Raw genomic sequence first — 17599 nt, forward strand, 5'->3', positions numbered from 1 at the left:
AACGCCCGCCGGGTCAGGCGCCGGGGCAGGTGGTGTTCTCCGCCGGGACCTTCCCGTCGAGCAGGTAGCCGTCCGTCGTCTTCTTCACGCACGCGTCGCCGGACAGGTAGGCGCCGTGGCCCTCGCCCTTGTATGTGACCAGCGTCGCGGTCTTGAGCTGCTCGGTCAGCTTCGGCCCCCACTCGTACGGCGTGGCGGGGTCGCCGGTGGTGGCGATCACCACGATCGGGGCCGAGCCGGTGGCGTCGACCTTCGTGGCCTCGTCGCTCCCGGGGGCCGGCCAGACCGTGCAGATGGTCCCCAGCCCGCTGCTGCCGAACAGCGGGGAGATCTTCAGCGCCTCGGCCTCGGTCTCGGCCAGCTGCTCCGCGGTCGGCCGCTCGCTGCTGTCCACGCAGCTGACCGCCGGGAAGCTGCTCATGATGGTCGAGTAGGAGCCGTCGGGGTTGCGGCCGTTGTAGCTGTCGGCCAGGGCCAGCATGCCCCGCCCGTCGCCTTTCATCGCCAGGCCCAGCGCCTGGTCGAGGAAGGGCCAGCTCAGCTCCGAGTAGAGGGCGGCGGCGACGCCGGTGACGGCGAGCCCCTGGGTGAGCTGCCGGTCCCCGACCGCCATCGGCTCGGCGTCCAGCTCGTCCAGGAGCTTGCCGATGTTGGCGTTCGCGGTCTCCGTGTCGGAGCCGATCTCGCACCCGCCGGTGTCCTTGACGCAGTCCGCCAGGAAGGACTCGTAGGCCTGCTGGAAGCCGGCCGTCTGGATCAGGGTGCGCTGGTGCATGGAGACGCTCGGGTCCAGCGGGGCGTCCAGCACGAAGCGGCCCACCTTGCCGGGGAACTTCGTGGCGTAGACCGCGCCGAGCTGCGTGCCGTACGAGATGCCGAAGTAGTTGAGCTTGGCGTCGCCCAGGGCCTCGCGGATGCGGTCCATGTCCTGGGCGGCGTTCACCGTCCCGATGTACGGCAGGACCTTCCCGGAGGTCTCCTGGCAGGCCGTGGCGAAGTCTTTGATCGTCTGTGTGATCTCCGTGCGCTCGGCCTCGTCGCCGGGCACGCTGTCGGCGGAGGTGAACCGGTCCATCATCGCGTTGTCGCCGCACCGCACGCCGGAGCTGCGCTCGACCCCGCGCGGGTCGAAGCCGACCAGGTCGTAGCGGGCGCCCAGGGAGCCGAACGCCTTCACCGCCTGGGCCAGGGTGTCGACCCCGGAGGCGCCGGGGCCGCCGAAGTTGAACAGCAGGGAGCCGATCCGCTCGCCGGGGCCGGTCGCCTCGACGCGGAGGAGAGCGATGTCGATCTTCTCGCCGTCGGGCTTGGCGTAGTCGAGGGGGACGGCCAGCTTCCCGCACTGCAGGCGCTCGTCCGGCGAGGCCGGTGCGGCGCCGTCGGGCCGCTTGATGTCGGTGCACGTCTCCCAGGCGATCGCGCCCTGCTGCCCGGCGGTGCCGGGCGCCGTGGCGTCCGGTGCGGCGGCGTCGTCCCCGCTGCACGCGGCCAGCCCGGCCGACAGGGCCGCCGCCGCGGCGGCCGCCAGGATCCTTCGCACGATGTGCTCCCCTCGAATCGCTCCCAGGGGAAGAGATTCAACCTCACCCGGGCCGGACGGTAGAAACCCCTACCCGGGAGGGGGCATGGGAACCCCTCCCCCCGGCGGGCCTCGTCGTAGTGGAGAGGCTACGCCGGGAAGGGGGTTCCCGCGCGGGAGCAGGGCCCTACAGGCCCATCGACTGCAGGTCGTTGCTCTCGGCGCCACCGGCCTCGGTCACGCCGTTCTTCAGGTGGTACTTCGCGATGGCCTCGCGCAGCACCTCGCCGTCCACCTCGCCGCGCCGGGCGAGCTGGGTGAGCACCGCCAGCGTGATGGAGGCGGCGTCCACGTGGAAGTGGCGGCGCAGCGCCGAGCGGGTGTCCGACAGACCGAAGCCGTCGGTGCCGAGGGAGGTCCAGTCGCCCGGCACCCACTGGGCGATCTGGTCCTGCACCGCGCGCATGTAGTCGCTGACGCCCACGAACGGGCCCTGGGCCCGGGAGAGGGCCCGGGTGACGTACGGCACGCGCTGCTCGGCGTCGGGGTTGAGCATGTTGTGCTCTTCGACGGCCAGCGCCTCGCGGCGCAGCTCCGACCAGGACGTGGCCGACCAGAGCTCGGCCGCCACCCCCCAGTCCTCGGCGAGCATGCGCTGGGCCTCCACCGCCCACGGGCCGGCGACGCCGGAGGACAGGATGGTGGCCTTCGGGCCGGAGACCCCGGCGGGCGCGGGCGCGAACCGGTAGAGACCCTTGAGCAGGCCGTCCACGTCGAGGTTCTCCGGCTCGGCGGGCTGGAGGTAGGGCTCGTTGTAGACGGTCAGGTAGTAGAAGACGTCCTCGGGCTGCTCGCCGTACATCCTGCGCAGGCCGTCCCGGACGATGTGCCCGATCTCGAAGGCCCACGACGGGTCGTAGGAGACCGCCGCCGGGTTCGTCGAGGCGATGAGCGGGGTGTGGCCGTCCTCGTGCTGCAGTCCCTCGCCGTTCAGGGTGGTGCGGCCCGCGGTGGCCCCGAGCAGGAAGCCCCGGCCCATCTGGTCGCCCAGCTGCCACATCTGGTCGCCGGTGCGCTGCCAGCCGAACATCGAGTAGAAGATGTAGACCGGGATCATGTGCTCGCCGTGCGTGGCGTACGACGTGCCGGCGGCGATGGCCGAGGCCATCGAGCCCGCCTCGCTGATGCCCTCGTGCAGGATCTGACCCTCGGTCGACTCCTTGTAGGACAGCAGCAGCTCCCGGTCGACGGCCTCGTAGGTCTGGCCGTGCGGAGAGTAGATCTTCGCGGTCGGGAAGATCGCGTCGAGACCGAAGGTGCGCGCCTCGTCCGGGATGATCGGCACGAAGCGGTGGCCGATCTCCTTGTCGCGGATGAGGTCCTTGAGCAGGCGGACGAACGCCATGGTGGTGGCGACGTTCTGCTTGCCGGAGCCCTTCTTGAGCTGCGCGTAGGCCGCGTCGCCGGGGAGCGTGATCGGCTTGGCGCGGACCACGCGCTTGGGCAGGACGCCGCCCAGGGCCGCGCGGCGCTCCTTCATGTAGGCGATCTCGGGGTCGTTCTCGCCCGGGTGGAAGTACGGCGGCAGCTCGGCGTCCAGCGCCGAGTCCGGGATCGGCAGGTACAGCCGGTCGCGGAACTCCTTCAGCTCGGCCTTGGACATCTTCTTCATCTGGTGCGTCGCGTTGCGCGCCTCGAAGTCCTTGCCGAGCGTCCAGCCCTTGATGGTCTGGGCGAGGATGACCGTCGGCTGGCCGACGTGCTCGCGGGCCGCCTTGAAGGCCGCGTAGACCTTGCGGTAGTCGTGGCCGCCGCGCGACAGCTTGCGGATGTCGTCGTCGGTCAGGTGCTCGACCATCTTGCGCAGGCGCGGGTCGCCGCCGAAGAAGTGCTCGCGGATGTACTCGCCGGTCTCGACGGAGTAGGTCTGGAACTGGCCGTCGGGGGTGGTGTTCATCTGGTTGACGAGCACGCCGTCGACGTCGGCGGCCAGCAGCGGGTCCCAGTCGCGGCCCCACACGACCTTGATGACGTTCCAGCCGGCGCCGCGGAAGTAGGACTCCAGCTCCTGGATGATCTTTCCGTTGCCGCGGACCGGGCCGTCGAGGCGCTGCAGGTTGCAGTTGATGACGAAGGTGAGGTTGTCGAGCTCCTCGCGGGCGGCCAGGCCGATCGCGCCGAGCGACTCCGGCTCGTCCATCTCGCCGTCGCCCAGGAAGCACCAGACGTGGCTGCGGCTGGTGTCCTTCATCTGGCGGTTGAGCAGGTAGCGGTTGAACCGCGCCTGGTAGATCGCGCCGATCGGGCCCAGGCCCATGGAGACCGTGGGGAACTCCCAGAAGTCCGGCATGAGGCGGGGGTGCGGGTAGGAGGGCAGGCCCTTGAAGCCGTGCGACAGCTCCTGACGGAAGGCGTCGAGCTGGGCCTCGTTGAGGCGGCCCTCCAGGAACGCGCGGGCGTAGATGCCCGGGGCGGCGTGGCCCTGGAAGAAGACCTGGTCGCCGGACTCGCCGTGGTCCTTGCCGCGGAAGAAGTGGTTGAAGCCCACCTCGTAGAGCGACGCGGCGGAGGCGTAGGTGGCGATGTGCCCGCCGACGTTGGTGCGCGCGTTGGCCCGGGTCACCATGACCGCGGCGTTCCACCGGATGTAGGCGCGGATCCGCCGCTCGACGTGCTCGTCGCCGGGGAACCAGGGCTCGCGCTCCGGGGGGATGGTGTTGATGTAGTCGGTGCTGCGCAGGCCGGGTACGCCGACCTGACGCTCACGGGCCCGCTCGAGCAGCCGGAGCATCAAGTATCGCGCCCGGGTGCGGCCCTCCGTCTTGATGACGTTGTCGAGTGACTCGAGCCACTCCTGGGTCTCGCTGGGGTCGACATCAGGGAGCTGGCTGGGTAGGCCGTCGCTGATGATCGAGAAACGCTGGCGTCCGGAAGCCACTGGGTCTCGCCTTCCGAGGATGGACTTTTGTCTGGTGTAGGTCGCCTTCCATCCTGGTCTCTTCCTCCGGAAAGTGCATCTCTACTGACCGGTAACCATGATGTCCCTGCTGGCAGGGGTGGGGAAGTGGCCTAGACCACCGATGGTAGGACGAATCCTTGGGGAAGATTACATGGGGGTCCCCCTTTTCTGGAGAGCCCCTCCGTACGAATCTGGAGATGTCCGGACTCATCATGTTTGGAGGGAGGCACAAGAGATGCACGCGACGGTGGGGGACCAGATCCTGGTCCACGGCCACACGACCGGGCAGGGAAACCGGCGTGGAGAGATCGTCGAGGTGCGCGGGACCGGGGGAGAACCTCCCTACCTGGTGCGGTTCGAGGACGGTCACACCGGGCTGGTCTTCCCCGGCCCCGACGCGGTCGTCGTCCCTGCGCAGCGCGGATCGTAGGATTCGTATGTGAGATCTCAGACGATCGAGGTGGTGACGGGCTCCCGCGAGCGGGTGCACGACATCACCTCCGAGTGCGAGGGCTTCGTCCGATCGTGCGGGGGCGACGGACTGCTGCATGTCTTCGTGCCGCACGCGACCGCCGGCGTCGCGCTGATCGAGCTCGGCTCGGGCAGCGACGACGACCTGCTCGCGGCCCTGTCCGACCTGCTCCCGGCCGACGACCGGTGGAAGCACGCGCACGGATCCCGGGGGCACGGGCGCTCGCACGTCATGCCCGCTCTCGTTCCTCCGTACGCCACCGTCCCGGTGATCGCCGGGCGGCTCGCGCTGGGCACCTGGCAGTCCATCGCCGTGGTGGATCTCAACGTTGACAACAGGGAGCGCCAGGTGCGCCTGTCATTTTTGTCGGACTGATCCAGACGTGGCCTAGTCGTTGCCGTGGCGACCGTTGACGACTGAGGGTCACAGCGTGTGGACTGTGCCGAAGCACTGTGAGCACCGTGCAAGGGCGGGGCCGTCGAAGCAGGAGGGATAAACGTGAGCGCGACCGCGGGTCAGGCGCAGGGCGAACGCAGCCTGGCCGAACGACTCGGCCTCAAGCCGGGTCAGGTGGTGCAGGAGGTCGGATGGGACGAGGACGCCGACGACGATCTGCGCGACTCCATCGAGGAGCTGACCGGTAACGAACTGGTCGACGAAGACTACGACGACGTCGTGGACGTCGTGCTGCTCTGGTGGCGTGACGGGGACGGGGATCTGTTCGACGCCCTGAGCAGCGTGGTGACCAACCTGACCGACGGCGGCCAGATCTGGCTGCTCACTCCCAAGGCCGGCCGGGAAGGGCACGTCGAGCCCAGCGATATCGGTGAGGATGCCACGACCGCGGGTCTCTCGCAGACCAGCAGCATCAGCGCCGCCCCCGACTGGTCGGGGACGCGGCTCGCCACGCCCAAGGCACGCCGGTAAGGGACCGGTAGGGGTCCGCCCTGCCGTACGGCTCGCGCGAGCCGTACGGCAGGATGATGACGTCCGTCCGTCATCCGCGTGAAAGGACCAGCGACCATGGCGGTCGAGGTGGGCTCCTTGGCTCCCGACTTCGAGCTGAGGGACCAGCACGGAACCCCGGTGACGCTCTCGGGCCACCGGGGCAAGAAGGTCGTGCTGATTTTCTACCCGCTCGCCTTCAGCAGCGTCTGCCACGGCGAACTCTCCGCCGTCCGCGACGAACTGACCGCCGGCCTGCCGGAGGACGTCCAGATCCTCGCCGTCTCCGTCGACTCGGTGTTCAGCCAGCGGGCCTGGGCCGACCGGGAGGGCTACGGCTTCTCCCTCCTCTCCGACTTCTGGCCGCACGGACAGGTCGCGCGGGCGTACGGTGTGTTCGACGATGACAGGGGCGTCGCGAGACGGGGCACCTTCATCATCGACGGCGAGGGCGTGGTCCGCTGGCGCGTCGTGAACCCGATCCCGGAGGCACGCGACATCGCCGAGTACCGCACGGCGCTCGCGCAGCTTCCCTGAACCGAGTGCCGCGAGGTGCTCGCCGAACCTTTTCTCAGCGGTGATCCGGTGGACGCGATCCGAGCGCCCGCCGGTCTCGACCACTCGGAGGCGATCATGCCCTGCTTCTCGTGCGGGGCCCGGCAGACCGACCCGGTACGCGGCGCCAGCCCGTGGAAGCGCGGGGTGCGCCAGGATGCCCAGGTGCTCGTCTGCCCGGACTGCCAGCGGATGACCGATCTCGACCTCGACGCCTGCGCCACGTGCGGCTCCACCGCGCTCATCTGCCGGCTGGGCGAGGTGGAGTGCCGTTCCTGCGGAGAGGTACGGCTCGCCGGGCACCGCCCGGACTGCCCCGCGCGGCCGGAAGGGCCGGAAGGACTGGCCGACGAGGTCGCGGCGGCGCTGGACCGCGTGCTCGGCCGGCTCACCTCGCACGCCTGACGGCATCGTCCTCCGCCTGTCTCGGTTCCTGGAAGGCGATGCCGGCGCTGCCCCGCCCTGGGTTAGGGTAAGTCGGCACAAAAAGGGCAGATGATCGTAATGTCGCGCTGCCCTCTCCCCGGAACGGGCGTTCCCGCACCGATGATCGTGATGAGGGCTGGATGAGCGACTACGTGGTGGCCGTCGACGTCGGCGGCACCTCGATGAAGGGCGGGATCGTCACCCGGTCCGGCGAGGTCGCCGTGACCGACCGCCGCCCCACCGGCCGCGAGGGCGGCCCGGCCGCCGTGGTCGCCGCCATCCGCTCCTTCGTCGGGGACCTGGCCGCCCGGGGCGAGGAGGTCCTCGGCGCCGGCCCGGCCGCCGTCGGCATCGCCGTACCCGGCCTCGTGGACGACGCGACCGCCACCGCCCTGTACGCCGCCAACCTCGGCTGGCGCGACGTCCCCGCCGCGGACCTCGTCCCGCTGGACGTCCCCGCCCGGCTCGGCCACGACGTGCGCACGGGAGGGCTGGCCGAGAGCGTTCTCGGCGCCGGCCGGGAGATCGCCGACTTCCTGTTCCTGCCCATCGGCACCGGCATCGCGGGCGCGATGATCATCGGCGGCGAGCCGTACGGCGGGACCTCCGGCTGGGGCGGCGAGATCGGCCACATCCCGGTCTTCCCCGACGGCGAGGCGTGTGCCTGCGGCCAGATCGGCTGCCTGGAGACCTACGCCTCCGCCTCGGCCGTCGGCCGCCGCTACTCCGCCCGCGCGGGATCCCCGGCCACGGCCGAGGAGATCGCCGCGCTGACCGCCGCCGGCGACCCCGTGGCGACAGAGGTGTGGGACGAGGCGGTCGAGGCCCTCTCCCTGGCCCTGGCCACCTACACGCTCCTGCTGGACCCCTCCGCGATCGTCCTGGGCGGCGGCCTGGCCGAGGCCGGCCCCCTCCTGTCCGACCCCCTGGCCGCCCGCCTGGCCGAACGCCTGGCCTTCCGCGCCGCCCCCCCGCTCCGCCGGGCCGCCCTCGGCGTCAACGCGGGCATGCTGGGCGCGTCCCTGCTCGGCTGGCGCGCGGCCGGATTCGCGCACGCAGGCGCGTCATGGTCGCCCGATGTGCCGAAAACCCCGGCGGTGCCGTAAGGTTGTGTCCCGCCTGTTCCGTCAGGAACCCTCCGGGCGCTTAGCTCAGCGGTAGAGCGCTCGCCTTACAAGCGAGATGTCACTGGTTCGAACCCAGTAGTGCCCACAACAATGCCCCTGGCCTGCACGGACAGGCCAGGGGCGCCGTGTTTTCAGGGGGGTGTCGAGCGTTCACCGCTCGGTGAGCACTCGCTTAACGGGCTATCGCTCGTACATTTCCACTGTGGATGAGAAATGCTGCAGCCGTCCGGCTCAGGAGCGGGACCTTTGCTGAGGGTCGGTGAAGGTATGGCTGATCGGGTTCCGGGCGGTCGTGGCGGCTACGGGTGTGTCTCCCAGAGAGTGCTTACCGGGACGGCCAGCATGCGGTCTCCGAAGGAGAAGGTGTGGGCGCCGGTGTGCAGGACCAGTCCGGCGACGAAGTCGGGGCCGATGCGCTCGGCGAGGTGACGAAGTCCTTTGAAGTCCTCCGGCCGCACGGTGGACGCGGCCTTGACCTCGATGCCCACCACTTGGCCCTGGCGGGTCTCCAGGACGGCGTCGACCTCCACCTTGTCCTTGGTCCGGTAGTGATAGAGCTCGACCAGGGTGTCTGACCAGGTCGTCTGCCTGGCCAGCTCCATGAGGACGAACCCTTCCAGCAGAGGGCCGAACGCGGAACCCGGCCGGAGCAGGCCCCGGGCGTCGGCGCCGAGCAGGTTCGCGGCCACACCCGAGTCGACAAAGGCGATCTTGGGGGTGTGGACGGCCCGACTGCTGATGTTCTTCGACCAGGCGGGAACACGCTTCACCAGGAAGACCTCTTCCAGAAGCGCCAAGAACCTCGCGGTCGTGGTGCCAGGCAACCCGAGATCACGGCTCAGCGCTTGGATGACGAGCAATTGGCCGGATCTGGCCGCGAGCAGTTTGATCAACGCGCGTAGTTCCGCGGTGCGCTCGATCTCCGACAGCCGCATCACATCACGGTTGATCAGGTCGCCGACGTAGGAGTCGAAGAACCGTTGCCTGCGACGGGCACTGGTGCGGGCGACCGCCTCGGGGTAACCGCCGCGTACCAGGCGCTCGGTGTAGTCAGCGCGGGTCAGCTGGGAAGTGTGCCGTAACTCGGGCCCTTGGGCGAAGACCGCATCGATGAACCCATCGGGTCGCCCGTCGATCTCCCCCTGCGCGAACGGCCAGAGTTCGATGGTCTCCATCCGTCCCGGCAGGGTGTCGGGTAGCCCACGCAGCGCGAGGAGACGAGAGGAGCCGGTGAGTAGATACCTACCGGGCCTCGGGTCGGCATCCACCTGGGATTTGATGGCGAGCAGCAGTTCGGGGGCCCGCTGAATCTCGTCGATGACCATCCGCTCCGGAAAATCGACGAATCCGCTGGGGTCGCTCAGCGCCGCCTGCCGGGTCAATGGGTCGTCGAGATCACGCCACTCGGTGTCTCCAGCCTTGGCGAGCTGCCGGACCAGAGTGCTTTTGCCTGACTGTCGGGCGCCGTTGACCAGGACGACGCGGGTATCGGCTAAAGCGTCTGTGACGGCCTGCTCCGCGTGACGTCGGACCAGGTGCCCCATAGGTGTGGTGACCATACGCTCATCATGTCAGAGGCGGTGAGATAGACGCCATGATCGCGGTGAGATAGTCGCTGATTGAATGGTGCGATGGACGCTGATGCAATGGTGGATTGGTCGGTGGTACGCAGCCATCCCCAAAAGAGATTCGAAGCTCCGGTCGGTGGGGGAGCACCGAGGGGTGACCCGCACCCTGGGGGCTGTGTCCTGAGTGACCAACTGGGTGACAACGACTGTGGACGGGGTTGGACAACGACGGACAGCCATGGATCGTAGCCGCAGGTCAGAGGCGATATCGATCCTGATGGGAGATCCGTTCGGATCGCCTTGCAAGCGAGATGTCACTGGTTCGAACCCAGTAGTGCCCACCGAAGCCTCCTGGCCTGGTAAAACAGGCCGAGAGGTCTTCGTTTTCGATCAGCCACAGGTTGGCTACGTCGCTCAGGCAGCCACCGCCTATGAGACGGTCCTCTCGCCGGCCGCGGAGTCACTGACCGGATGGCGGACATCGGCGTCATCGTCGACGACTGAGTGGAGACCGCTCACCCCCTCCGGTGAGCGGCCTCCACGTTGTACGGCCCCCTACCTGACCAGGTACCAGGCTCCATCGGCCTTGACGCTCACGTATCGGACACCAGCGGGGAGAACAACCTTCCCGCTGGTCTTGCCGACTTTGTTGACAAGCAGGTGAGGATTCCCTGCAGAGCCGAAAGCGTGGATCGCGAAATGGCCGGCACCGGAGTGGCGGTAACGCATTGTCTTCAGACCCCTCACCGTGGTGGGCAGCTTCAGGACCCGGTCTCCGGACAGGCGGATCGTGCGGGTCTTCCACAGCGGCGCGGAGGTGATCGGCTTGACCTCCACCCGCCAGTTGCCGTCCGCGTTGATCTCGAACGCCGAGGTCTTGTGCCAGTTGTAGAGGTTGTAGACGATCGTGCCGGAGTAGGCGCCGATGTGGTTGACGTGCAGGTCGTTCTTGCCGCCGCCGGGCCTGAGGGACCAGACGGCGAAGTTCATCTCACCGTCGTGGGTGATTTTCAGGATGCCGCGAGTCTTCGTCGCCGTGATCCGGAAGACGTCGTCGCCGGACCCTTCGACGACCTTCGTGGACTTCTGGGCGGGCGTGGCCGCGGCCGGCGGAGCAACGAACAAGGCGGCGGGGAGCAGGACGAGAGCGACGAGCGCGCGATGCAGGCGCATGGAGTGTCTCCCGGGGGCAGAGAGGTGGACGGGAGAGGAGACGCCCGGGATGTGCGCTGGGTTCACGTCTTATATCAGAACGACCTGGTGCTGTGACTAGAAACGATCACAGGGTTGGCGTGCAGGACGTTCCGGCCGGTTGGATGGACGCTGATCACATTCGATCAGCGCTCGGGAGGCCAGGCGACCCAACCGGTCAAGGTCCGCAGATTCACCGACCAAGAAGGACAGAAACTGCAGGGGATCGTGCGACGCGGCACGACCGGCACGGTGCGCTACCGGCGGGCGATGATCCTGCTGACCTCGGCCGGCGGCCTCAAAGCGCAGCCGCCCACGTTTGGCGCGATGCTCGGCGGTCAGTCCACCGCCCCCGCCGTACCTCAGGCCTCCGGCATAGACGGTCCTGCGCCGGTCGTCACTACCCTTCAGCGCTGTAACTTCAGCCTCTCGAGCTCAGATCCTCTGGCGGTGGAAGGCGCCTCAGGCGTTGAGTGGAGTGATGATGTCTCATAGAACAACGGTGTTGCTCTCTTTTCTGATGATCATGGGAGCGGTCGGATGCAGCGTTTCCGGATTCACCGATACGACCTACCGGTGTGGTGACCAGGAGGTTTCGCTGCAAGCACTGAAGGAGGCGAGATCGGCGAGCGAGCTCGGTCCGGACGGCCGGGAGGCGTTGAAGGGACAAGAGGTGCGGCCGATTGAGGATCTTCCCTCCTGGAGGATCATCGAAGAGAGCGACGCCCGGGTGGCTCTCATGCGAGAGCTAGACGTGTCGCACGAACAGGGGCAAGGGACGGTGGGCGCTCATGCCCTCCTGGTGGTCGAACGGTTCGGTCCTCCGGGGAATGACGGTCGCCCTGGCTGGCACCTGAGGTCGTCCGGTCACTGTGATCTGCGAAAAGACCTCGGTTCCCTGAGAGCAGCTGAAGTGACCTTGGATCCCGCTGTGCCACCGGGCGTAGAGGCGCGGAAGGTGCACGTTCTGGTCACCGAGCGAGGATGCGCCAGCGGCAAGCGGGCGGACGGTCGCGTACGGCTGGCCGGCATTGAGCAGACTCCGGCTGAGGTGCGTCTGGTCATCGGCGTCGAACCTCTTGCTTCGGAAGGAGTCCGGACGTGCCAGGGGAATCCCCCGACGCCGTTCACCGTCGAACTCGACGAACCACTCGGTGACCGCGCTCTCATCGACGCGTCGGTCCACCCGGCTCGGCGGATTACCGGCGGTAGACAGTGATCAACGAATACGTGGTCGGGGTTCCTTCGGCACTCGTGCGACGAAGCCCATCGAAGACGGGTGTGATAAGGCCATGTCCAAGGAAGTCGCTGAGTGAGCGACTGGGTGTGACAACGGCCGTAGACACGGCTGGACGCTGGTGGACGGCCGGAGGTCATAGCCGCAGGTCAGGATCGGTACCGGTACTGGTCGGGGACCTGCTCGGATTGCCGCTTGGCGACATCTCGCTTCGTCGGCGAGTCTCCATACGATGAGGCGAGAGCTGGTCCTGGCGAACGTACCTGGTTCAGGCGACCTTGACGGAGCGCGGGCCGACGCTGATCGTCACATCGAGGTGTCCACCCAGCGCGGTTGCGTAGGCGCGGAGGGTTTCCCGTTCCATGGCGTCGAGATCGCCGCTTTCGATCTGAGAGTGCGTTAAGCGAGCTAATGCGCCTTTCGTCGTTGTGGTTGGTTGGATGAGGTCTGCTGGTCGGTCAGCCGCCGTTCGGCCTACGGGCGCGGCTGGCGCGGACACCGGACCGCTCGTGAGCAGGTTCTCTGCGTATACCGCGACTGGGCTGGTCACGGTCGGCCCGGTGTCCGCGGCGGCGGGCTTCACGCCGTAGGGCTTTACACGGATACCTACTGTCGGAGGTCCTGTCGAAGATCGGTCGTCGCGGGACCGGCTGGGACGGCGGGGGTTCGAGGCCAGGTCCAGGCGGAGCGCAGGATGAAGGCCAGGAGCAGCACCTCGACTCCGATGGAAAGGCCGTAGAAGAAGGCCCAGTCCCAGGACTCCCCTGCCGCGTTGACCACCGAGTAGGGGATGTAGAGCAATGCGACAACGAGGTTCGTGGCGCGGTTCATCCGGGCGGGCAGCGTCATGGAGAGCATCACCATCAGGGCCGGGATCGCCACGGACGCGAGCATCATGGTCAACAACGTCGGGCCGATGTCGAACTCAAAGACGACGCCGGCGCGGAGGTTGTCGATGACGCCGGGCTTGTGGAGGTGGAAGTAGTCGACGTAGATGTAGAGGAACATGAAGCTGGTCCACGCGGCGGCGAGCTTGGCCTGCACGGGGACCGGCGGGTTGTCGAACAGGTTCGGGGTTTTCGTTCGGATGGTCATCGGTTCTTCTTTCGAGAGGAGCGGTCCCTCCGCCGGAGTGGCGGCAGGGATGTACCGAGGCCGCGCCCACCTGGACGAGCACATCGCCTCGACCGGGCATCGGTAGCCCTGACCTCGGACGACTCGAGCGCCGAGGGCAGGCCGTAGCGGTGCTGGTCGGCGGTCCGCATCGTTGTCGCCCCGGCCGGACTCGCCCCCGGCGCCAGGCGTGCTCCGGCACTCGATCGCTGTTCGATTCCCACAGAAGCCTCCTCGCGTCCGAGCTACGACTCTCGCTGCTTCGTACATCGTACGTCGTACGTTGTACGAAGAAGTAGTACGCTGTACCATGACCGTGCGCTGGACGATTGTCAAGGCGTTCGAGGGAGCGAGGAGACCCGTTGTCTGCGAGGGAACGACGCCAGGTCGCGTCAGATGCGGGGCTGAGCAAGGAGCGGGTGGTGGCCGAGGCGGTCCGGCTCGCCGACCGCGAGGGGGTCGGCGAGCTGAGTATGCGCCGGCTGGCTCGCGCGCTCGGCGCGGGCGCGATGTCGCTCTACTACTACGTGGCGAGCAAGGAGGAGTTGCTGGACGCCATGATCGACGTCGTGTTCGAGGAGATCGAGCTCCCGCCCGAAGAGACCGACTGGCAGTCAGCGATGCGACGTCGGGCGGTATCCGCCCGGCAGGTTCTCGCACGCCACCCGTGGGCGATCGGCCTGATGGAGTCGCGGACATCGCCGGGGCCCGCGAACCTCCGCCACCGCGAAGCGGTCACCGCCTGCCTGCGGAGGGCTGGCTTCCCGGTCTTGACGGCGACGCACGCCAACTGGTTGCTCGACAGCTACGTCTACGGTTTCGCCCTGCAGGAAGCCAGCCTGCCGTTCGACACCGCCGATGAGTTCGCGGACATGGCCGAGGATGTCTTCCTGCCCCAGCTTCCTGTTGACGAGTTCCCCTACCTCAACGAGTCCGCCGCGGCGCTCGTCGCTGCCGGCTTCGACCCGGCGGAGGAGTTCATTTTCGGCCTCAACCTCGTCCTAGCCGCCCTCGAGCCCCTGAGAGTGCCTACGTGAGCCTCCATCCGTGATGTCGTTATGTGATCGTGTGGATTTGTGGTGTTACCGCCAGTCTGCGGGTCCAGTTGTGCTGGGATGGCGCGGTGACTGAGCGCAAGCCGTACCCGAGCGACTTAACCGACGCTCAGCGGGCGTTGATCGAACCGGTCCTCACGGCATGGAAGGCCGCGCACCCCTCGGTCAGCGGCCACGAAGGCAACCATGCGCTGCGGGAGATCGTCAACGCGATCCGCTACCAGGGACGAACCGGCGTCCAATGGGACTATCTTCCCGTGACCTGCCGCCCAAGGGCGCGACGTACTACTACTTCGCCAAATGGCGCGACGACGGCACCGACGAGACGATCCACGACCTGTTGCGCTGACATCTGCGCGAGCAGAAGAAGCGATTAGCCGACCCGAGCCTGGTCGTGCTGGACACCCAAAGCGTCCACGTCGCGGCCGGGGTTCCCGCCGAAACGACCGGCCGGGACGTCGCCAAGAAGGTGCCGGGCCGCAAACGAGGTCTGGCCGTAGACGTGCTGGGGCTGGTCATCGCGGTCGTCGTGCTCGCGGCCTCAGCTCACGAGAACGCCGCCGGGATCGCCCTGCTGGACCGCCTCGATACCCGCGAACAGGCCCTGACCCGCCAGATCGAGCAGACCCAGACCGGCATCGACTCCCTGACCGCGCGGCTCAGTGAACTCAGTCAGGAGGCCGAGCATCTGCGGATCAGCCGCAAGACGCTCCTGTCTCTCGCTGAAGCGGACCCCGCTCCGGCCGAACCGGATGCGCCGCCGCTGGTCGGCTTCGATCATCCCGACTACCAGCAGATCCTCACCGTCTTCAGCGAGACCGGCGGCTCGCTGCGCGGGCTGCCGCCGTTCTATCCCGTAAGCGTTTGAAGGGTTACGTGCTTTGCCCGAGTCTCGCCCGGGCCTGGGTCATCACGTCGGGATGGGGATCATCAGCGAGAATCCGCACGATGGCTTCCGGTGTCGTGGGCCATACGGCCAGCCACCATCGCACGTTGACCGATCGATCACGGGCAAGGCGCTGCAACTCGTCATACGGGAGTCGCTCGGACTGCACTGCGGCCGCGCGGACGGCCATGGACTTGTCGTTGGCGAGAAGGCGATGTTGCTCTGTCGTGGTGCGCGGGTTCTGAGTGGCGCCGATGCGGACCTTGGGGTCGGGGTCGGCTATCAGGGCGGTGAGGAGGTCCGGATCATCGGTGTACGCTGCCAAGCCTGCTCGGACGGCCGGAGAGGGGTCCGCAGCGAGAGCCGTGTTCGTCTCCTCGTCCAGCCCACCTCTCCCGGCGAGCAGTCGGCGCAGGTCCTCATCGGCGGATCGGCAGATGACGCGGCGGACTTCGACGTCGGCGCCCGGATGGTCCGGCAGCGACCACCGGACTGACCCGTGAGGGTCGTCCACCAGAATGATCAGCACGTCAGGCGGGCAGGCAGGGTTCTCGACGAGTGTCTGGCGGGTCTTCAGATCCGGGTCCCGGGCGAGTTCACGCAGCAGTTCACCGGGTGCGTCGGTCCGAGCCGCGAGGGCACGCCTGACCGTGCGGGAAGGATCTGCCGCCATGGCTCGGAGGACCTCTGGAGGCGCGGCGGGATCGTTCGCCACGGTCAGCCGGATACGGACTCGCTTGTCACGGGCGCGTACGGTCAGGTGAGCCGTGTCCGTACCGCCGTTGGTTTCTGGAGTCCCTGGTTCTTGCTGCATCTGTCAGTCCTTCATCGACCATGTGCGTCGCATGATCGCAGCAGTCACGGATGAAAGGAGTCTGGACACTCGGCCGGAGGAGATCCCTGCCTGTAGGGATCTCTTTCCGGATGACCGGCTGAGTGACAACGACCGTGGATGCGACTGGACACCGGTGGACGACGAGAGATCGTAGCCGCAGCTCAGGCGCGGTATCGGTCCTGGTCGGGGACTTGTCGAGATTGCCTTGTAAACGAGATGCCGCTCCGCACACCGGCATCGGTCTTCGGTCCGGCACACGCCCACCGGGATGAACGCGTGCCGGTTCGTTCAAGCCGGCAAGCGCGTCAAAGAAGCGTGAGCGCCTTGGCCACGCCCGGGTCGCGCCCAGTGGCCAGGTCGAGGGCGGTCATGGGGGCGTAGTGGTCGACCGGTACGCCGATCGTGTCGATGATTTCGCGGGCGGGGCCGAGGTGCCGGACCTTGGGCAGGATCAGGACGCTGCCGTCGTCGAGGAGGTATCCCTCGCCGGGGCCGGAGACGGCCCCGGCCGTGCGGGTCCCGACGAGGGTGCCCAGGCCGTTGCCCTTGACCGCCGCGCTGAAGTCATCGCAGGCCGAGGCGCACGCGCGGTCGGTGAGGACGACCAGGCGCGAGCCGAGCAGCGGGACGCTGTCGTCGGTCCGGTTGGGCACGCAGTCGCCCTTGAGCGGGCAGAAGTAGCTGGTGACCTTGCCGTGCGCGAACGCGCCGAGCAGCCGGGTCACCTCGCGGGGTGACCCGCCGCCGTTGCCGCGCAGGTCGAGGACCACCGCCTTCGGCTTGCCCTGCAGCTTGGCGATGACCTGGTCGGCGGCGCCTTCGTAGAATCCGGGCAGCTGGACGTAGACGGCGCCGCCGGGGAGCGTCTTCGATGTCACCTTCGGGGGCTGCCGCGTGACGGGGCCCTGCCTGATCTCGACGGTGCGGGTCCGTCCCGTCGTCGGGCGCTTGAGCGTGAGCCGTACCGGGTCGGAGGCGAAGGCGTCGATGATGCCGTCGTTGACGGTGTCCCCGATGACCGTCGGCACGCCGTTGACCTTGAGCATGATGTCGCCGGGCCGGATGTCGGCCTTGGCGGCGGGGCTGCCGGGCAGGACCCGGGTGATGAACAGCGGCGGCCGGGCCGCCGGGTCGAACTGCGGGCCCTGCCCGGCCGACACGCCCACGATGCCTGTCCCGACCGGCCCGCCCTCCGGCGGCGGGGTCGGCCTGACCCAGCGGGCGTGGTTGTCGTGGAGTCCGGCGACCATGCCGGTGATCGCGGCGCGCAGCGCGGCGGGATCGCCGGTGCCGAGGACCTTCGCGAAGGCGGCCCAGTCGGTGTCGCGGTCCCCGGTCAGGGCGGGCAACTGGAGGTCGGCCCGGTCGGCGCCGCGCCGTATCAAATCCTGGGTGTAGGCGGCCAGGGCGCTCTTCAGCAGTGCCCTGGAATCCATGGCCGGGCCGCTGTAGTAGTTGTCCAGCACGCAGAAGTACGCCTGCCGGAGCGTGTTCACCGAGGTCGGCGGCACCGATTGCGGCGGCGGCCCCGTGACGGCGGCGCAGTCGGCGCCCGGGGTGGAGACCGGCTGAGGGGTGAGGGCGGACGCAGACGCGGACATGGAGCAGGCCGTCACCAGGACGGCGGCGCAGAGGGTTCTGATCATGGCCGCCAGCATGGCCGGGGGCCGGTTACACGGCGGTGAACGCCGCTGTTACCGCCATTCGTGGC

Annotated in this window: 17 protein-coding genes, 2 tRNA genes and 1 pseudogene; 13 read left to right on the forward strand and 7 right to left on the reverse strand. The window is 68.2% G+C overall.

Features of this window, described 5'->3' with window-relative positions:
* Positions 1-13 precede the first annotated feature (13 nt).
* Entirely contained in the window at positions 14-1540 is a 1527-nt protein-coding gene (locus Plo01_RS14125) for an alpha/beta hydrolase (RefSeq protein ID WP_203891030.1), read from the reverse strand.
* 166 nt (positions 1541-1706) lie between these two features.
* Complete coding sequence (aceE, locus tag Plo01_RS14130; protein WP_373871687.1) at positions 1707-4457, reverse strand: pyruvate dehydrogenase (acetyl-transferring), homodimeric type; 2751 nt, start codon at positions 4455-4457, stop codon at positions 1707-1709.
* Between the two features lie 256 nt (positions 4458-4713).
* Here aceE and Plo01_RS14135 point away from each other — a divergent pair, with 256 nt between their 5' ends.
* The 7 genes from Plo01_RS14135 to Plo01_RS14165 all read left to right on the forward strand — a co-directional run bounded on the left by Plo01_RS14135 (position 4714) and on the right by Plo01_RS14165 (position 8088).
* Entirely contained in the window at positions 4714-4908 is a 195-nt protein-coding gene (locus Plo01_RS14135; RefSeq protein ID WP_203891031.1) for a DUF1918 domain-containing protein, read from the forward strand.
* Between the two features lie 9 nt (positions 4909-4917).
* Positions 4918-5325, forward strand: a complete 408-nt coding sequence (locus Plo01_RS14140; protein WP_203891032.1) for a secondary thiamine-phosphate synthase enzyme YjbQ — start codon at positions 4918-4920, stop codon at positions 5323-5325.
* A 123-nt stretch (positions 5326-5448) separates the two neighbouring features.
* On the forward strand, positions 5449-5877 hold the full coding sequence (locus Plo01_RS14145) for a DUF3052 domain-containing protein (protein WP_203874949.1): 429 nt from the start codon (positions 5449-5451) through the stop codon (positions 5875-5877).
* 96 nt (positions 5878-5973) lie between these two features.
* The gene (locus Plo01_RS14150) at positions 5974-6432 is read left to right on the forward strand and encodes a peroxiredoxin (protein WP_203891033.1); all 459 of its coding nucleotides are present in this window, start codon (positions 5974-5976) and stop codon (positions 6430-6432) included.
* A 48-nt stretch (positions 6433-6480) separates the two neighbouring features.
* The gene (locus Plo01_RS14155) at positions 6481-6855 is read left to right on the forward strand and encodes a hypothetical protein (protein ID WP_239316306.1); all 375 of its coding nucleotides are present in this window, start codon (positions 6481-6483) and stop codon (positions 6853-6855) included.
* Positions 6856-7016: 161 nt separating this feature from the next.
* Positions 7017-7982, forward strand: coding sequence for an ROK family protein (locus Plo01_RS14160; RefSeq protein WP_203891034.1), 966 nt, complete (start codon positions 7017-7019; stop codon positions 7980-7982).
* 34 nt (positions 7983-8016) lie between these two features.
* Positions 8017-8088 (forward strand) — tRNA-Val (locus Plo01_RS14165).
* 214 nt (positions 8089-8302) lie between these two features.
* On the opposite strand, the gene Plo01_RS14170 is transcribed toward Plo01_RS14165, so the two are convergent.
* Positions 8303-9562, reverse strand: coding sequence for an ATP-binding protein (locus tag Plo01_RS14170; protein WP_203891035.1), 1260 nt, complete (start codon positions 9560-9562; stop codon positions 8303-8305).
* Between the two features lie 288 nt (positions 9563-9850).
* Between Plo01_RS14170 and Plo01_RS14175 the strand changes: the two genes are divergently transcribed.
* A tRNA-Ala gene (locus Plo01_RS14175) sits at positions 9851-9912 on the forward strand.
* Between the two features lie 214 nt (positions 9913-10126).
* Here Plo01_RS14175 and Plo01_RS14180 read toward each other — a convergent pair.
* Entirely contained in the window at positions 10127-10744 is a 618-nt protein-coding gene (locus tag Plo01_RS14180) for a hypothetical protein (RefSeq protein ID WP_203891036.1), read from the reverse strand.
* Between the two features lie 523 nt (positions 10745-11267).
* Here Plo01_RS14180 and Plo01_RS14185 point away from each other — a divergent pair.
* A complete protein-coding gene (locus Plo01_RS14185) occupies positions 11268-11981 on the forward strand; it encodes a hypothetical protein (RefSeq protein WP_203891037.1) in 714 nt (237 codons plus the stop codon).
* A gap of 624 nt (positions 11982-12605) precedes the next feature.
* On the opposite strand, the gene Plo01_RS14195 is transcribed toward Plo01_RS14185, so the two are convergent.
* Positions 12606-13094: a DUF6326 family protein gene (locus Plo01_RS14195; RefSeq protein ID WP_203891038.1), complete on the reverse strand. Its 489-nt coding sequence runs from the start codon at positions 13092-13094 to the stop codon at positions 12606-12608.
* 440 nt (positions 13095-13534) lie between these two features.
* On the opposite strand from Plo01_RS14195, the gene Plo01_RS14200 reads away from it, so the two are divergent.
* The 4 genes and pseudogenes from Plo01_RS14200 (at position 13535) to Plo01_RS14210 (ending at position 15035) form a co-directional block, all read left to right on the forward strand.
* Positions 13535-14149 carry a TetR/AcrR family transcriptional regulator C-terminal domain-containing protein gene (locus Plo01_RS14200; protein WP_239316308.1) on the forward strand — a complete coding sequence of 205 codons (615 nt, stop codon included), beginning with the start codon at positions 13535-13537 and terminating at the stop codon, positions 14147-14149.
* 86 nt (positions 14150-14235) lie between these two features.
* Positions 14236-14373, forward strand: a pseudogene (locus Plo01_RS41305) (transposase); the annotation flags it as partial.
* Between the two features lie 35 nt (positions 14374-14408).
* Entirely contained in the window at positions 14409-14516 is a 108-nt protein-coding gene (locus Plo01_RS41310; protein ID WP_373871692.1) for a transposase, read from the forward strand.
* Positions 14517-14555: 39 nt separating this feature from the next.
* Complete coding sequence (locus tag Plo01_RS14210) at positions 14556-15035, forward strand: transposase (protein ID WP_373871691.1); 480 nt, start codon at positions 14556-14558, stop codon at positions 15033-15035.
* 4 nt (positions 15036-15039) lie between these two features.
* Here the strand turns inward: Plo01_RS14210 and Plo01_RS14215 are convergent, their stop codons facing one another.
* Together Plo01_RS14215 and Plo01_RS14220 are read right to left on the reverse strand one after the other, a co-directional pair.
* Positions 15040-15867: a hypothetical protein gene (locus Plo01_RS14215; RefSeq protein WP_203891042.1), complete on the reverse strand. Its 828-nt coding sequence runs from the start codon at positions 15865-15867 to the stop codon at positions 15040-15042.
* 326 nt (positions 15868-16193) lie between these two features.
* Positions 16194-17534 (reverse strand): S41 family peptidase, encoded by a 1341-nt coding sequence (locus Plo01_RS14220; protein WP_203891043.1) that lies wholly within the window; start codon positions 17532-17534, stop codon positions 16194-16196.
* Between the last annotated feature and the right edge of the window lie 65 nt (positions 17535-17599).

The sequence above is a fragment of the Planobispora longispora genome (genome assembly GCF_016863135.1).
Lineage (GTDB): Bacteria > Actinomycetota > Actinomycetes > Streptosporangiales > Streptosporangiaceae > Planobispora > Planobispora longispora.

Coding starts and splice junctions, on each gene's coding strand:
- Plo01_RS14170 (WP_203891035.1), bottom strand. CDS start 9,562: ATGGTCACCACACCTATGGGGCACCTGGTCCGACGTCACGCGGAGCAG.
- Plo01_RS14220 (WP_203891043.1), bottom strand. CDS start 17,534: ATGATCAGAACCCTCTGCGCCGCCGTCCTGGTGACGGCCTGCTCCATG.
- Plo01_RS14135 (WP_203891031.1), top strand. CDS start 4,714: ATGCACGCGACGGTGGGGGACCAGATCCTGGTCCACGGCCACACGACC.
- Plo01_RS14180 (WP_203891036.1), bottom strand. CDS start 10,744: ATGCGCCTGCATCGCGCGCTCGTCGCTCTCGTCCTGCTCCCCGCCGCC.
- Plo01_RS14215 (WP_203891042.1), bottom strand. CDS start 15,867: ATGCAGCAAGAACCAGGGACTCCAGAAACCAACGGCGGTACGGACACG.
- Plo01_RS14160 (WP_203891034.1), top strand. CDS start 7,017: ATGAGCGACTACGTGGTGGCCGTCGACGTCGGCGGCACCTCGATGAAG.
- Plo01_RS41310 (WP_373871692.1), top strand. CDS start 14,409: ATGGGACTATCTTCCCGTGACCTGCCGCCCAAGGGCGCGACGTACTAC.
- Plo01_RS14150 (WP_203891033.1), top strand. CDS start 5,974: ATGGCGGTCGAGGTGGGCTCCTTGGCTCCCGACTTCGAGCTGAGGGAC.
- Plo01_RS14195 (WP_203891038.1), bottom strand. CDS start 13,094: ATGACCATCCGAACGAAAACCCCGAACCTGTTCGACAACCCGCCGGTC.